The sequence below is a fragment of the Mesotoga sp. H07pep.5.4 genome, assembly GCF_003664935.1.
GTDB lineage: Bacteria > Thermotogota > Thermotogae > Petrotogales > Kosmotogaceae > Mesotoga > Mesotoga prima.
The window spans coordinates 156,576-170,488 of the sequence record NZ_JFHM01000006.1 but is presented as its reverse complement, the minus strand read 5'-3'; the positions used below and the strand labels follow the sequence as shown (position 1 = coordinate 170,488).

Genomic DNA, 13,913 nt, shown 5'->3' with positions numbered 1-13,913 from the left:
AATTCGATGCTAAGGAGGGACTCACGTGCCGTTTTACAGGTATAAGTGCGAGGATTGTGGAGAAGAAATCGAAGCCTTCCAGAAGATGTCCGATGAACCCCTTACGATCTGCCCAGCATGCGGGGGCCATCTCAAGAAACTGGTTAATAATGTGGGAGTTGTTTTTAAAGGCGGGGGTTACTACAGTACCGATTCGAAGAAGCCATCAGCTTCTAAAAGTAGTAGCAAACCTTCAACTTCTACCAGCAAGTCTGAATAGTTAGAAGAAATCCAAAGTCAGGTAAGGTACAGCATTTGTTGAAAGAGGGGAGAATAGCCCCCTCTTAGCTTTTTCATATGCCACTAATGCAATCATTGCAGCATTGTCTGTGCACAGGTCTACCGGTGGGAAGTAAGCCTTGATCCCGCTAACTTCAGATTGCACTCTTGCCCGTTCTCGAAGAAGTGAGTTCGAAGCGACCCCTCCCGCAAAGGCTATTTCATGTAGATGTAAACTTTCAGCTGCTTCGAATACTTTGGTAACGAGAGAGTCGACAATTGCTTCCTGAGCTGACGCGGCAACATCATAAACTGAAGCCAGAGGATTTTTCTTCATGAAGTACAGCACCGAAGTCTTGAGACCACTGAAGGAAAAATCGAAATTCCCCTTTTCACGAAGTGGCCTAGGAAAAGGATACTTAGCCTGTCCTTTCTCAGCGGCCTCTTGAATTGCCGGCCCTCCAGGATACCCAAGTCCAAGCAGCCTTGCAATTTTGTCAAATGCTTCTCCTGCGGCGTCGTCGCGAGTCTTCCCCACAAGTTCGATCCTATCCAAATCTTTAAGAACTAGGATCTCGGTATGCCCACCAGAAACGAGAAGAACCATAAAGGGAGGTTTGAGAAGCGGGTATTTAAGGAAATTTGCATAGACGTGACCGAATAAGTGGTTAACACCGACAAATGGTTTATTCATCGCGATCGCCATTCCTTTAGCAAAAGAAAGACCAATCAGCAATGATCCCACAAGTCCGGGACCCATAGTTGAAGCAAATACATCTATCTCTTTGATATCCAGATCGGCTTCTTCGAGCGAACGGGAAACCATTCTATCTATGATTTCTAGATGCTTTCTGGCAGCTATTTCGGGAACCACCCCACCAAATCTCTTGTGGATATCTATTTGCGAAGAAATCTGTGAAGATAAAAGGCGGCCATCTTCGATGATGGCCACCGCTGTTTCATCACACGAGCTCTCTAGAGCCAGAACTTTCATCAGGCAGATTCTCTAGAGATTATTTCGGGAGAAGAGTTTTTACTTATCACATCCTCGTTGATAACAACCTTCTCAACATTATTCATGGTAGGAATATCGAACATTATGTCAAGCATGACCTGCTCAATTACGCTTTTCAGCGCTCTTGCGCCTGTCCCTCTTTTCATAGCCCTTTCTGCGATCGCGGTCATGGCATCATCCGAAAACTCAAGTTCTACACCGTCTAGTCCCAGAAGCCTCTGGTATTGCTTGAGAATCGCATTTCTCGGCTCACTCATAATCCTCTTCAGATCCTCCACATCGAGATCATTCAGAGCCGCCAAAACCGGGAATCTGCCAACAAACTCCGGAATCAAGCCGTACTGAATCAGATCATCCGGTACTACTTGCTGAAGGACTTCTCCAAGCCTAAGCTGATTCTTGCCCTTTACCTTTGCTCCAAAACCCATTGAGGAATCAAGAACTCTCTGTTTTATTACGCTGTCAAGGCCATCAAAAGCGCCCCCCACAATGAACAAAATGTTGCTTGTATCTACCTTTATGAATTCCTGATAGGGATGTTTCCTGCCTCCTTGAGGCGGCACATTTGCAGTAGTTCCCTCGACAATCTTTAGAAGGGCTTGCTGAACCCCTTCTCCCGATACGTCTCTCGTGATCGATGGATTCGGAGATTTCCTTGCTATCTTATCTATCTCATCGATATAAATGATTCCTAGCTGAGCTTTCTCAACATCGTAATTCGCAGACTGAAGAAGTCTTAGAACAATATTCTCTACATCCTCACCAACGTATCCGGCTTCCGTAAGAGGGGTAGCGTCTGCGATTGCAAACGGAACATCCAGAATACGGGCCAGCACTCTAGCAATGAGAGTCTTTCCCGAACCGGTAGGCCCAACTAGCATTATATTGGATTTCTCAATTTCAACGTCATCTACATCATTGAAAACTCTCTTGTAGTGATTGTACACGGAGACAGAGATCGTTTTCTTTGCGTTCTCCTGACCAATCACATACTTATCAAGTTCTTTCTTGATATCTGCTGGGGTAGGCAGCTTTTTACCAGGCTCCTTCTTGGCTTTCTGGTCCTGCTGAATAATGTCATGAAACAGATCGACACATTCATTGCAAATGTACCCTTCTGTTCCTGAGATAAGCTTCTTTACCTGTGCAGCAGATCTTCCACAAAATGAGCAATGTCTTTCAAAAGGCAAAACTTTCCCTCCCATTAATCGCTGTTTTTATTATACACTGGAATGGTATAGCTCGCACGTGGAGGTAACCGATGAATGCTCTTATCATAGACGGATACACCGATGAACCGGCAGCCTTCGGTGTGCCACCGTACATTTCACCAAGGATTCGCGCTATTGCAGGAGCCTTTTTGTTGAAAGGTATCGAAACAGATTATCTCACTATCGACTCGGTAAGGCAAGAAGGACTGTGGGAGAAAGGCAACGATTATGACTTCCTGATCGTATTTGGGGGTGTCACTACTTCCGGAAGATACATTGGAGGAACTCCGATTTCAAGTTCCGAAATATCTCTTCTGCTCAAATCAAATTCCGATCCCACGAAAATCGTCAGCGGCCCGGTGGTATCTGTCGGATACACTTTGAGAGGTGGGACCACGGCCTTCACTCCTGATTTTCGAGAAGCAGATTATCTCTTGAGGGATGAGTTTGAAATTGCGGACTTTTTGGGTCTAGACTCGGGAGGGTCTCGTTACTCTCTACTTAACAGACTTTATCCGGCCGGTGCCGATGTAATCAGGCTTCATCCTTGTTTCCCGGATCTGATGGTTGAAATCGATATTTCCTCTGGTTGCGAGAGGTTGGATGGATTCTGCTCGTTTTGTACTGAATCCATTCTCTATGGCTCCTTTGAATGGAGAAGTATAAAAGGAATTGTCGCTGAATTCGAGAAACTTAAGGAAGTTGGAGTTAAGGCAATTAGATTCGGAAGGAGTGCAAATGTAATTGCATATGGGTATGACCGGAGACGAGACACTCTTGATCCATCCTTGAGTGAAGAACTCTTCAAATCAGCAAGGAGTATCATTCAGCCTGAAGTCTTTCATATTGATAATGGAAATCCAATCTTTATTGCTCATCATCCGTCAGAATCAAGATCGGTCATAGAATCCATAGTTAGGTATAATACAGCCGGGGACACCATATCATTCGGGGTTGAGAGCTTCGACGACGAAGTCCGTTCTTTGAACAATCTTGGTGGCAGCGTACAAGACATAATATTTTCAATCGAGTTGGTGAACGAAATCGGCAAAGAAAGAGTTGAAGGAGTGCCGAAGCTCTTGCCGGGAATCAATTTACTTTACGGCCTTCCAGGACAGAGTAGAAAGAGTTTCGACATTGACTACGATGAGCTTGTCAGCATTCAAGAAAGGGGTCTTCTTTTGAGAAGAATCAACATCAGACAGACAATGATCTTTCCTGGCGCCCGAATATTCAATATGACTAGACCAAGAATCGACCACAGACTATTCGAGAAACACAAACACCGTATAAGAAAGGAAATAGACTCTAAAATGCTTAAGAAGACCTTCCCACTGGGAGCGATCATCCGTGGTGTAATCCCTGAATTTAGCGAGGGGATGATCTACTTCGGCAGACCGCTCGGTACATATCCTATTCTAGTCGGTAGCCCCGTGGGCTTTGAAGAAAGAACCGATTTTGTAGTAATAGACCATGGAATGAGATCCATTACCGGTCTTCCAGTTGGAACAGAACTCAACGACCTAGGTGAAAGAGAAATGAGGTTCATCCCCGGAATTGGAAGGGACAGGGCAAAGTCCCTTGTGATAAAGAGACCAAGAACAAGAGAAGAGCTAATCAAGATTGTTGGTCCAGAGACTCACAAGACACTGTCATTAATAAAGACAAAACTAGGAGGAAAGTGGCTATGAAACAGAGGGTCGTTATAGTCACAACAGGTGGTACGATCGCAATGATTACGGATCCTGCGACTGGTGCTTCTGTACCGGCTCAGGGATTGAACAAACACGTGGCGGACGTCGACGGACTTAAAGATGTGGCCTGTACCGAGCACTACGAGTTTTCAAACATTCCAAGCCCATACATAAATCCCGAGACGATGTGGGCGCTTTCCAAGGTAGTTCAGAAGCTTCTCGATAGAGAGGAAGTTTGTGGAGTAGTTATCACGCACGGCACTGACACGCTAGAGGAAACTGCGTATTTTCTAGATCTGACAGTCAGAAGCGAGAAACCAATTATCTGTACTGCTGCAATGAGAAACATCGACGAAATGGGAACCGATGGTCCGAGAAATGTATTGTCCTCAGTTAGAGTTGCAGTTAGTCCCCTTGCGATTGGAATGGGGACAATGGTGTGCCTGAACGACGAAATCCACGCCGCCAGAGAGGTCACAAAGACATACACTAGCAATGTTGCTACTTTTGACTCTCCCGGTCATGGACCACTGGGAATCGTGGATGAAGACACGGTGATCTTCTTTAGAAAGCCTTTGTTGAGGGCAGTGTTCAATGTAGAAAAGATCGAATCGAGAATAGCCCTTGTGAAGACCTTTACAGGAGACGACGGTTCGATCCTGCGGATACTTCCCGATCTTGGATTCAAAGGGGTAGTTCTTGAAACATTTGGAAGGGGAAATGTACCTGTAGAAGTCTATCACGTAGTAAAACACCTAATAGAGGAGAAAGGGGTTCCGGTAATCATTACTTCAAGGTGCTTCAAAGGTCGTGTTCTTGGAGTTTACGGATATGTTGGTGGAGGAAAGAGTCTGGCCGATATTGGTGCAATCTTCGCTCAGGAACTATCCCCGATTAAAGCAAGAATAAAACTCATAGTGCTTATGGGGATTACAAAGGAGATTCCGGAGATTGAAAGACTCTTTAAACTCCCTTTGAAGGGGGCATAAAGTGAGTCGTGAGATTTTAAAAAAACCTCGTTTCAATGCTGCAATTTTCACCCTGTTCTACCTGGCTCTCTTTTTTATGGTATTCTCAGTTTCGTTGCAAACGGCAATGATTCTCTTCGCAACCTTCACGGTTGTCATAATATTGGAGCCATGGGCGAGATTTGCAGAAAGAAGTTTTCACATTAAGAGGTCGATCTCTCTTGGCATAGGGCTGGCGGTGATTTTTTCGGGTCTCACGCTTCTGATCGTTTTCCTGACTACCCCCGTCGCAAAAGAAGCTTCCAAATTCTATAACATAGTGAGAGACTTCTTTCCCTCCGCTGAAGAGACCGAAATAACTTCTTTCGAAGTAAATGCAAACATAGATAGATTTCTTTCCGAAGAGGAGTTTCTTTCAAAACTCTCTCCAGAAGAGGTTGAATCCTTGGATCTGCTGTCAAAAGATCTCAAACGTTACTACTCAGAAATCATGGACCCGATCACCGCAAACTCGGAAGACCTGAATGAGGAACTTGCCTTACTTGAGGAGACCCTGAAAAACAGAAGCGATTATGTCGTAATTATCAGCAGCGGTGAGCAAAAAAACGCTTCATATGAAGAGATACACAAAATCATTTCGAATTATCTTAACCCGGAAGCGGCGGAACTGCTTTCAGCTTCGGTTCTGGATAATGCAATGGTAGTCCATTCACAAGAACTGTGGCGCAACGTAGTTGATTACTTCATGCCCAAAAATGTCGACCCATCAACACAAAGAGCCACCTACGAAAGTGTGAGAAACTTCCTCATTCAAGTGCAGAGCAGCCTAATGAAATTTCTGCCTGGTATACTTGAAAAGATTCCAAGCTTCTTAACCAGCACGGGACTTGTTCTATTCTTTACCATAGTAGGCGCGATTTACCTGAGTTACTACTTCATCACTGTGAAGGATTTTATTCCCAGATTCTACCCCAAGAAAGTGCGTGGAATAGCTATGAGTTTCCTGGAAGATACTTACAAGAATCTAGAGCGATATGTAATTTCAGTGGTAGTAATCGCCATGATCGTTGGGGTGGTGGTTGGCATTGTTGTGCATTCTATGGGACTTAAGTACAGTCTTTTGATGGGTATGTGGGCCGCCTTCACAAATCTAATACCCATTGTTGGAGTCCCTCTTGAATTCTTCCCTCTTTTCTTGCTGGCAGTGTCTACTCAAGATCTAGTTCTTGTGCTTGTCTTAATGATAATTCTAGTAGTTGTGCATGCATCTGCGTTTATACTCTTCCTGGTATTCATGAAGGGATACAACAGGATAAACCCGGTGATAATTATCTTGATGATTGTTATCGCCGGGCAGCTCTGGGGGCTTTTTGGGGCAATTATTGCCGTGCCATTTGCAATAATCCTAAAGATGACATGGATGCATTTTTTCTCTCCAATGCTCGAAGAAGAGCAGTAGGGCACCTTTTTTTCCGCAAAGAAGACACCTTTTTTGTTTAAGGCTCCAGCATGGGAACTTCTAGCATCTCAGAGCCGCTTCTCTATAGTATCAGGCAGGCGTCACCGAACGAGAAGAACCTGTATTTCTTTATAATGGCCTCTCTATAGGCCGAGAGAATCAGTTCCCTCCCGGCGAATGCAGAAACGAGCATAAGAAGGGTAGATCTCGGTAAGTGAAAGTTAGTTATGAGAGAGTCGATCGCTTTGAATGTATAAGGAGGATAGATAAAAATATCCGTATGACCGCTATCACCTACGATGGAACCGTGGCGAGCAATTATGCTCTCCAAGGTTCGTACGGTAGTAGTTCCAACCGCTACTATTCTTCTCTTTTCCTTTCTGGCTCGCTCCAATCTCTCTGCAACCTCCGAAGAAACGGAGAAGAATTCATTGTGCATCTTATGGCCGTCTATTGTTTCTGATTTGACGGGTCTGAATGTGCCAATTCCGACATGAAGAGTAATGAATTGAACATCAACGTCTTTCTTCCTAAGTCTTTCCAAAAGAGTATCTGTAAAGTGCAATCCCGCAGTTGGGGCAGCTACGGAGCCTTCCAGCCGAGAATAGACCGTCTGGTACGACTCTGGATCGTCCGGGTAGTATTTGACGTAAGGTGGAATTGCCAAGAGACCTGCTTTTTTTACGTCTTCATCTGTCACGCTACCAAAATCTAGTATCCTGCTTGAATCATCGCAGTGTTCTATTACTTTGCAGGAAATCTTATTGAACAAGAGCACGTTTCCAAGTTTGATTTTTGACCCGGGCCTAACTATGGCTTTCCAGAGGCCCCCGCCAAGCTTTTCCGTAAGGACGGCCTCCACTTTGGCCCCTGTTTCCTTTCTGCCGAGGAGTCTTGCCGGAATAACACGACTGTTGTTTAAGACAAGAACATCTCCCGGATGAAGAAAATCCTCGATTTCTGCGAATACTCTATGCTCGAATGAGTATGTCTCCCTATCGATAACCAATAGCCGGGAACTGTCTCTTGGAATGGCTGGTTTCTGAGCTATCAGTTCTTCCGGAAGCTCAAAATCATAGTCTGAGACTTTCATCGATTTCCTCCGGTCTGATAATCGTAATATCTTCAGCAGCATGGTCCAGGAACCTGTCGTAGGTTATCACTGCCGAACCGCCCTCTCTCGCCAAAAAGATTAGCCGATCATCGGCAGGAGAGTATGTCTCGACTTGAGGAAGTGACAGAAGCCTATTGAGACTCTCCTGCTGAAAGCCGCCGATAGTATATCTGATGTTTGCATCAAACACTATCCTATAAGGGAACAAAGCAATCCTGCAAAGAGCCATTCTTAGGAAGAGATCATCGATTCTTTTTAGATCGGCATGATCGGTCATCGAAAAAACAACATTGCTGCCGTCAATAACAACAGGTCTAGAATGATTCGACATAATGGCCGTCTTAACGTAGGGATGTGTGAACCTGAGATTGCTAAGCAGCCTTTTTTCGGATTTCGAAAGAGAAGTTACTGCATTTCTAAGGGTCTTCATTTCTGAGATATCTGTGTATAAAGCTCTTATTAGTCTTTCAGAGAGATTGGAGCTTCTATCATTCTCCTCCCTTTCGAAAAGCAAAGCCGCTTCGAGCATAACGAAATCCTGAATCCCATGCTCACCAACTGAGCGAGTTAGGGATTGCCATTCTTTGTAATCATCGATTGATTGAATTCTCTCTTTTACCGGGCCAGTAACTGGAGGATTGTTTCTCGGATCCACAAAAAAAAGCAGGTGCCCCATATCTGAGACTGATGCTTTGGACAGTGTAGAAGCATATTCAACCCTTTCTTCGGGTGCCCTGTCTCTTTCGCGGAGTATGTCGATCGAAAATTCGACCTCTTCATAAGAGAGATGGGCCAATCCGCTTATGCTCCTTTGGATTTTTGCAATCGTTGTACTACTTACAGGGCTTCTCTTTAGAGCCCTATTTAAACTCTCGACACGCTCCTTTCTGTTACTATAAAAGGCGTAAAATCCTTGGGAAGAAGCGGCCTCTTTCACAAAGTTCAATATATCGTCAATCATCATTACTCACCGTTCCAGTACAGCATTCAGCCATAATTAAGTCTTTGACACGCTTTCCTCTCTATGATATAATGAATTCTGTGCAAATTACAACATGAAGAGGTGAAGCCCCGATGAAAAAAGAAATGCACCCTGAGATGAAGCTAGTGACTGTAAAGTGTACGTGTGGCGCGGAGCACAAGTTTTATTCAACAAAGGAAAATATCAAGATCGACCTTTGCTCGAGCTGCCATCCCTTCTTCCGCGGAGATGCGTCTTCTATGATTCTCGACACTGAGGGAAGAGTACAGAAGTTCAGAAACAAATACGGAGACAATTACTGAGCAAGCGTTTTGCGCAAACTCAAGTATATAGTCAATTGGAGGTTAGTCATGTGAGTGTGAAAGTGGGTACCGTTGTTGAGGGAAGTGTGACTTCTGTTAAGAAATTTGGAGCGTACGTAAATCTTGAAGGCGGAGAAGAGGGATTCATCCACATTTCAAAAGTCGCAAGGGAGTACGTGAAGAACATTGAAGACTATCTCAAAGTTGGTCAGAAAGTGGAAGCAAAGGTTCTCGGAACTACGAAAGACGGAAAGTGGGAGCTGTCTATAAAGGATTTGAAAGGCAAAGGTTCAGAAGAGGCGCCTACAAGCCAGGATTTCGAGAAGAAACTAGCCAAGTTCATGAGAGATAGCGGCGAGAAGATTTCTGCCTATAAGAGAAGACTCGACAAGAAAAGAGGTATCCGTAAAAGACCATAATGGAAGAGCGAAAGTTAGATAGAATTAAGGGAGCTAGGCTCCCTTTTTTGTAGCTCTGCTAGCAATTCGTAGAAATGGCGAGCGAAATGATAGTAGGAAAGCACATACTTGCATAAAAAGGTATAATTGGACAGAATTGCCAGAATTAGGAGGTTATTGCTATGTACTTCCTCGAAAGAGTGATGGCGGTACCACGATTACCGGAGAAGCTAAGAAGACTTGAAGAACTTTCAAAGAACCTTTGGTGGAGTTGGAACTACCGCGCTCAACAGATGTTCAAATACATGGATCCAGAAATGTGGTATCAGGAAAGAAGGAGTCCCATAAGGCTTCTTCGAAGGATAAGTCAAACCAGACTTTATGAGCTTTCCGAAGACAAACCATTTATTGAGATGTATGAAAGTGTTGTAGGAGAGTTTGATGAATATATGGGTGGGAAAGATACCTGGATGGATAGAGAACATCCGGACAGAAAGGAGCAATGTATCGCGTATTTCTGTGCCGAATATGGCTTTCATGAATCTTTCCCGATCTACTCCGGGGGTCTTGGGATTCTTGCTGGAGATCACTTGAAGACTGCCAGTGATATGGGACTGAACTTCGTTGCCGTCGGTCTTTTATACAGGAACGGTTATTTCGAACAGAGAATCGACGAGTCGGGCTGGCAACAGAACATATACCACTCTTATGAATTTGAAGACTTCCCCGTAGTTCCCGCACAGGATGACTCGGGAGATGAGATATTTGTTAACATCGACTTTCCAGGCAGGAAAGTCTGGGCGAAAATCTGGAAGACAGCCGTGGGAAGAACATCTCTCTATCTACTTGATACAGACATTCCCCAAAACGAGCCGGAAGACAGAAACATAACTGCTACACTCTATGGCGGTGACCGGGAAACTAGGATAAAACAAGAGATTCTCCTTGGCATCGGCGGAGTGAGGGCTCTCAGAATGCTCAATTATTCGCCGAATGTTTGGCACATGAATGAAGGGCATGCGGCCTTCCTTTCTCTCGAGAGAATCAGAGAGCTGGTTCAGAAGAATTCGATAGATTTATCCACAGCTTCAATGATTGTCAAATCAGGCAACGTCTTTACTACTCACACTCCTGTGCCCGCCGGAAATGACACGTTCAGCCTCGAGATAATCGACAAATACTTCCGCGATTTCTGGAGCACAATAAGAGCCGAGAGAGATGAATTCATAAATCTCGGGATTGAAAGACTTCCGGGCGGAGGCCAGCAATACAGTATGACCGTTCTAGCCCTTAGATTGTCCGCTCTAGCTAATGGAGTCAGCAAACTTCACGGAAGGGTAAGCAGAAACCTTTGGAATCATATCTACCCCGACCTGCCGGCTGTCGAGGTTCCAATATCTCATGTTACAAACGGAGTACATATCTGGACCTGGCTGAACCCAAATCTGGTCAAACTTCTTGACAGATATTTGCCTGTCGGTTGGCACGAAAAAGTGTACGACCCCGAAATCTGGGAGGCAGTGGACAAAATACCCGAAGAGGAGATCTGGAAATTGCATATGTCGCTAAAATCCAGGGCCAGAAACTTTCTCCAAGGTAGGCTCAAGAGGCAAAGAATGAGACTTGGCGAAACCATAGAAGATCTTATGGAAGTCGAAGAAGCTCTTCCCGAGGATGTTCTTACGATTGGATTCGCAAGGAGATTTGCCACATATAAGAGGGCGACGTTAATTTTCAAGGATATCAACAGGCTGAAGTCGATAATAACGAACTCTGAAAGACCGGTTCAGTTTGTCTTTGCCGGGAAGGCTCATCCTGCAGACGACCCTGGAAAGGAACTGATAAGAAAGCTTTATGAAATTTCCAGGACTCCTGAATTTAAAAGTCGAATCATTATAGTCGAAAATTACGACATGAACATAGCTCGACACTTGGTGAGCGGTGTCGATGTATGGCTCAATACGCCAAGAAGACCTCATGAAGCTAGTGGAACCAGTGGTGAGAAGGCTGGTATGAATGGAGTTCTGAATTTCAGTGTTCTAGACGGCTGGTGGGTAGAAGGCTTCAACGGAGTAAACGGCTGGGCCATCGGCGACAATAGAGATTACGAGGACCACGAGCTCCAGGATAGAATTGATTCCGTTTCCATTTACAGCTCACTTGAAAAGGAGATAATTCCCCTTTACTACTCTAGAGACGAAAAGGGAGTTGCCAAAGAGTGGGCAAAGAGAATGAAAAACTCTATCAAAGAAATCGGAAGCAAATTCAATACTCACAGGATGATCGCAGACTATGCTGAGGATCTATATTTTCCAGTCGCCGATCTTTCCAAAGAAGTCGAAAAAGATGATTTCAAACTCGCGAAGAGTGTTGCCATCTGGAAAGACAAATTCAGTTCGAGCTGGAATGCCATAAGAATCAAGCCCAATATGATAGGTGAGACTTCTGCAAAGTCCGTTAAGGTAGGACAGGAGATTTCTGTTTCAGCGAACATATATCTCGGTACTATGGATCCTTCTGAGGTTCAGGTCGAGATCTTCGTGGCAAAGATGAATGACGAAGGAGAAATGGACGGGTTTAGTCTTTACCCCATGAAGTTAGTTAAGGAAGATGTTCACGGCGAATATGTCTATGGAGGCAAATTCACCGTAGCTGAAGAAGGGCAGCTTGCATACACTGTTAGAGTAATTCCCAACCCCGAAAGACTACCTCACAGATACTTCATACCTGTTGCAAAATGGATTACGTAGAGGGAACCCGCCTAATGGCGGGTTTTTCAACTGTAGGAAGAAAAATCGCTTAATGTTCTCTCAAAATCACCGGGGGAAATATCTCCCCACAAAAGAGATTTATACAGACCTGGAACGCTAATTATCGCTTTCAGCTCTTCATCAAGGAAGACTCTTTTCCTTGGGTCGTAATAACCGTCCAAGATGACTTCCGTTGATTCAGAACCGGAAGTAATCATGCTAATAACGGCATTATAGACCTCGGTGATCTCAACTTCCCTCAAGCCAAGTTTCTGAAGCTGTTCATAGATCTCATGAGTTTCGTTTCCCTCAGCTATCATTCTGAGAACCACATTTATGTAATCAGAAAAGGTCATTCTTTATTCAGGCACCTCCTAAGATGTCTCTCATCAGGAGAGCGTTGTGAACTGCTCTTCCCATGTAGCAATTATTAAAGAATACATAGACCGGTACATCATGCTTATGAAATTCTAGCACATCGAGTGCAAAACGTCTCAAATCAGTTTTCGGGTAATCGTAGTTGTACCTCTCACTGCCCTTGCTGTTGAACCAATCGGGATTTCTCCCGTGAAACCTGAAATAAGCACCCCTGGAACCTGATCTCGGAAGATATGGAAACAATCCACCAAATGAAGGTTCGTCAACGGTTACAGGTACCACACCCAATCTGTCAATGGTTTCGAAGACCTCTTCAGCTGCCCAGCTTTCGTGCCTGAATTCGAAAGCGAGCAAATTCTTATCTGAACTGAAAGTCTTTGCGACTGCTTTAATGTAAGACATATTCTCTTTGTTGTTCTTGAAGGACCAGGGAAACTGAAAAAGCAACGGGCCCAATCTTCCCTCTTCTTTCATTGGAAAAAGAGCATTATAGAACTCATCCGAGATCTCTTCTAGCTCGTTGAGACCGTTCTTCCATATCTCATGAGTCACTCTTCCCGGCGCTTTTACTGCAAAGATCATCTCACCAGGTATCTTTCTAATCATTCCAGTAACTGTCTTATATGTTGGCATTCTATAATAAGTAAAATTTAGTTCAACTGAGTTGAATCTCCAAACAGAGTGATAGTATCTCAGCATCTGAGAAGAGCTTATCTCCGCTGGATAAGCAGTACCCACCCAGTCGGGGAATGAGTATCCGCTCGTCCCCAGATAAATCACTTAAAGCTCCTCAACAATGTATACCGGATCGTCGTTGTTGAGAATGGCCGCATTTGCTTCGTCTACATCTACATGAAACTCCAGAGCGTAACTGGAATGAACTCTAACTAGAACATCGTCGAATACTACTTTCCTCGTTCCGGCACCTGTAGCGTACACCATAACGATATCCTTGTCCTTAACACCAAAGATTTCGGCGTCCTCAGGCGTCATGTGTATGTGCCTCTTAGCCATCATTACTCCAGAATTCAGTACTACCGTTCCTTTAGGACCGACAATCGTGAGACCGGGCGTATCCGTATGGTCGCCGGAATCCTTAATTGGTGGCTTTATGCCAAGAGTAAAGGAATCCGTTCTAGATACCTCTATCTGAGTTGCCTTTCTGGCAGGTCCAAGAACTCTTACTCCTGTGATCGCACCTTTGGGACCCACGAGAATCACTTTTTCATCACATGCAAACTGGCCAGGTTGTCCAAGATCCTTGACTGGAGTAAGCTCATGACCCTTGCCGAAAAGACTCTCGATATCTGCTGCACTAAGATGAAGATGACGGTTTGAAACGCCTGTCTTGATTTCCGGTTGCTTGAGTTTCACAAAAACACCT

At 44.6% G+C, this 13,913-nt stretch carries 14 protein-coding genes; 7 read left to right on the top strand and 7 right to left on the bottom strand.

Going from position 1 to position 13,913, the window contains the following annotated elements; genetic code table 11:
* The first annotated feature begins 25 nt into the window (after positions 1 to 25).
* Positions 26 to 259, top strand: a complete 234-nt coding sequence (locus tag Y696_RS04235) for an FmdB family zinc ribbon protein (protein ID WP_006492494.1) — start codon at positions 26 to 28, stop codon at positions 257 to 259.
* Here Y696_RS04235 and tsaD read toward each other — a convergent pair whose 3' ends face one another.
* Together tsaD and clpX are read right to left on the bottom strand one after the other, a co-directional pair.
* Positions 260 to 1,252: a tRNA (adenosine(37)-N6)-threonylcarbamoyltransferase complex transferase subunit TsaD gene (gene tsaD / locus Y696_RS04230; RefSeq protein ID WP_006492491.1), complete on the bottom strand. Its 993-nt coding sequence runs from the start codon at positions 1,250 to 1,252 to the stop codon at positions 260 to 262.
* Complete coding sequence (gene clpX, locus Y696_RS04225; protein ID WP_039882879.1) at positions 1,252 to 2,478, bottom strand: ATP-dependent Clp protease ATP-binding subunit ClpX; 1,227 nt, start codon at positions 2,476 to 2,478, stop codon at positions 1,252 to 1,254. The genes tsaD and clpX overlap by 1 nt, the downstream gene beginning before the upstream one ends.
* A gap of 56 nt (positions 2,479 to 2,534) precedes the next feature.
* Between clpX and Y696_RS04220 the strand changes: the two genes are divergently transcribed.
* The 3 genes from Y696_RS04220 to Y696_RS04210 are packed head-to-tail and all read left to right on the top strand — an operon-like array spanning position 2,535 to position 6,605.
* A complete protein-coding gene (locus Y696_RS04220) occupies positions 2,535 to 4,175 on the top strand; it encodes a radical SAM protein (RefSeq protein WP_006492489.1) in 1,641 nt (546 codons plus the stop codon).
* Positions 4,172 to 5,167 (top strand): asparaginase, encoded by a 996-nt coding sequence (locus Y696_RS04215; RefSeq protein ID WP_121509806.1) that lies wholly within the window; start codon positions 4,172 to 4,174, stop codon positions 5,165 to 5,167. The genes Y696_RS04220 and Y696_RS04215 overlap by 4 nt, the downstream gene beginning before the upstream one ends.
* A gap of 1 nt (position 5,168) precedes the next feature.
* The gene (locus Y696_RS04210) at positions 5,169 to 6,605 is read left to right on the top strand and encodes an AI-2E family transporter (RefSeq protein WP_006492487.1); all 1,437 of its coding nucleotides are present in this window, start codon (positions 5,169 to 5,171) and stop codon (positions 6,603 to 6,605) included.
* A gap of 82 nt (positions 6,606 to 6,687) precedes the next feature.
* Here the strand turns inward: Y696_RS04210 and queA are convergent, their stop codons facing one another.
* Together queA and Y696_RS04200 are read right to left on the bottom strand one after the other, a co-directional pair.
* Complete coding sequence (gene queA / locus Y696_RS04205) at positions 6,688 to 7,698, bottom strand: tRNA preQ1(34) S-adenosylmethionine ribosyltransferase-isomerase QueA (RefSeq protein WP_121509805.1); 1,011 nt, start codon at positions 7,696 to 7,698, stop codon at positions 6,688 to 6,690.
* Positions 7,679 to 8,680, bottom strand: coding sequence for a ribonuclease (locus Y696_RS04200; protein ID WP_259459844.1), 1,002 nt, complete (start codon positions 8,678 to 8,680; stop codon positions 7,679 to 7,681). Before Y696_RS04200 ends, queA begins: the two co-directional genes overlap by 20 nt.
* Before the next feature lie 113 nt (positions 8,681 to 8,793).
* Between Y696_RS04200 and rpmE the strand changes: the two genes are divergently transcribed.
* From rpmE to glgP, 3 genes are all read left to right on the top strand, one after another.
* Positions 8,794 to 9,003, top strand: coding sequence for a 50S ribosomal protein L31 (gene rpmE / locus Y696_RS04195; protein ID WP_006492482.1), 210 nt, complete (start codon positions 8,794 to 8,796; stop codon positions 9,001 to 9,003).
* Between the two features lie 50 nt (positions 9,004 to 9,053).
* Positions 9,054 to 9,422 carry a S1 RNA-binding domain-containing protein gene (locus Y696_RS04190; protein WP_014730554.1) on the top strand — a complete coding sequence of 123 codons (369 nt, stop codon included), beginning with the start codon at positions 9,054 to 9,056 and terminating at the stop codon, positions 9,420 to 9,422.
* A gap of 161 nt (positions 9,423 to 9,583) precedes the next feature.
* Positions 9,584 to 12,151 carry an alpha-glucan family phosphorylase gene (gene glgP / locus Y696_RS04185; RefSeq protein WP_099772077.1) on the top strand — a complete coding sequence of 856 codons (2,568 nt, stop codon included), beginning with the start codon at positions 9,584 to 9,586 and terminating at the stop codon, positions 12,149 to 12,151.
* Between the two features lie 26 nt (positions 12,152 to 12,177).
* On the opposite strand, the gene Y696_RS04180 is transcribed toward glgP, so the two are convergent.
* Genes Y696_RS04180 through pduL form a run of 3 tightly spaced genes read right to left on the bottom strand, consistent with a single transcriptional unit; the run spans position 12,178 to position 13,903 of the window.
* Positions 12,178 to 12,507 carry a hypothetical protein gene (locus tag Y696_RS04180; protein WP_014730552.1) on the bottom strand — a complete coding sequence of 110 codons (330 nt, stop codon included), beginning with the start codon at positions 12,505 to 12,507 and terminating at the stop codon, positions 12,178 to 12,180.
* Positions 12,508 to 12,514: 7 nt separating this feature from the next.
* On the bottom strand, positions 12,515 to 13,309 hold the full coding sequence (locus tag Y696_RS04175; RefSeq protein ID WP_121509803.1) for a DUF72 domain-containing protein: 795 nt from the start codon (positions 13,307 to 13,309) through the stop codon (positions 12,515 to 12,517).
* Complete coding sequence (pduL, locus tag Y696_RS04170; RefSeq protein ID WP_121509802.1) at positions 13,310 to 13,903, bottom strand: phosphate propanoyltransferase; 594 nt, start codon at positions 13,901 to 13,903, stop codon at positions 13,310 to 13,312.
* Between the last annotated feature and the right edge of the window lie 10 nt (positions 13,904 to 13,913).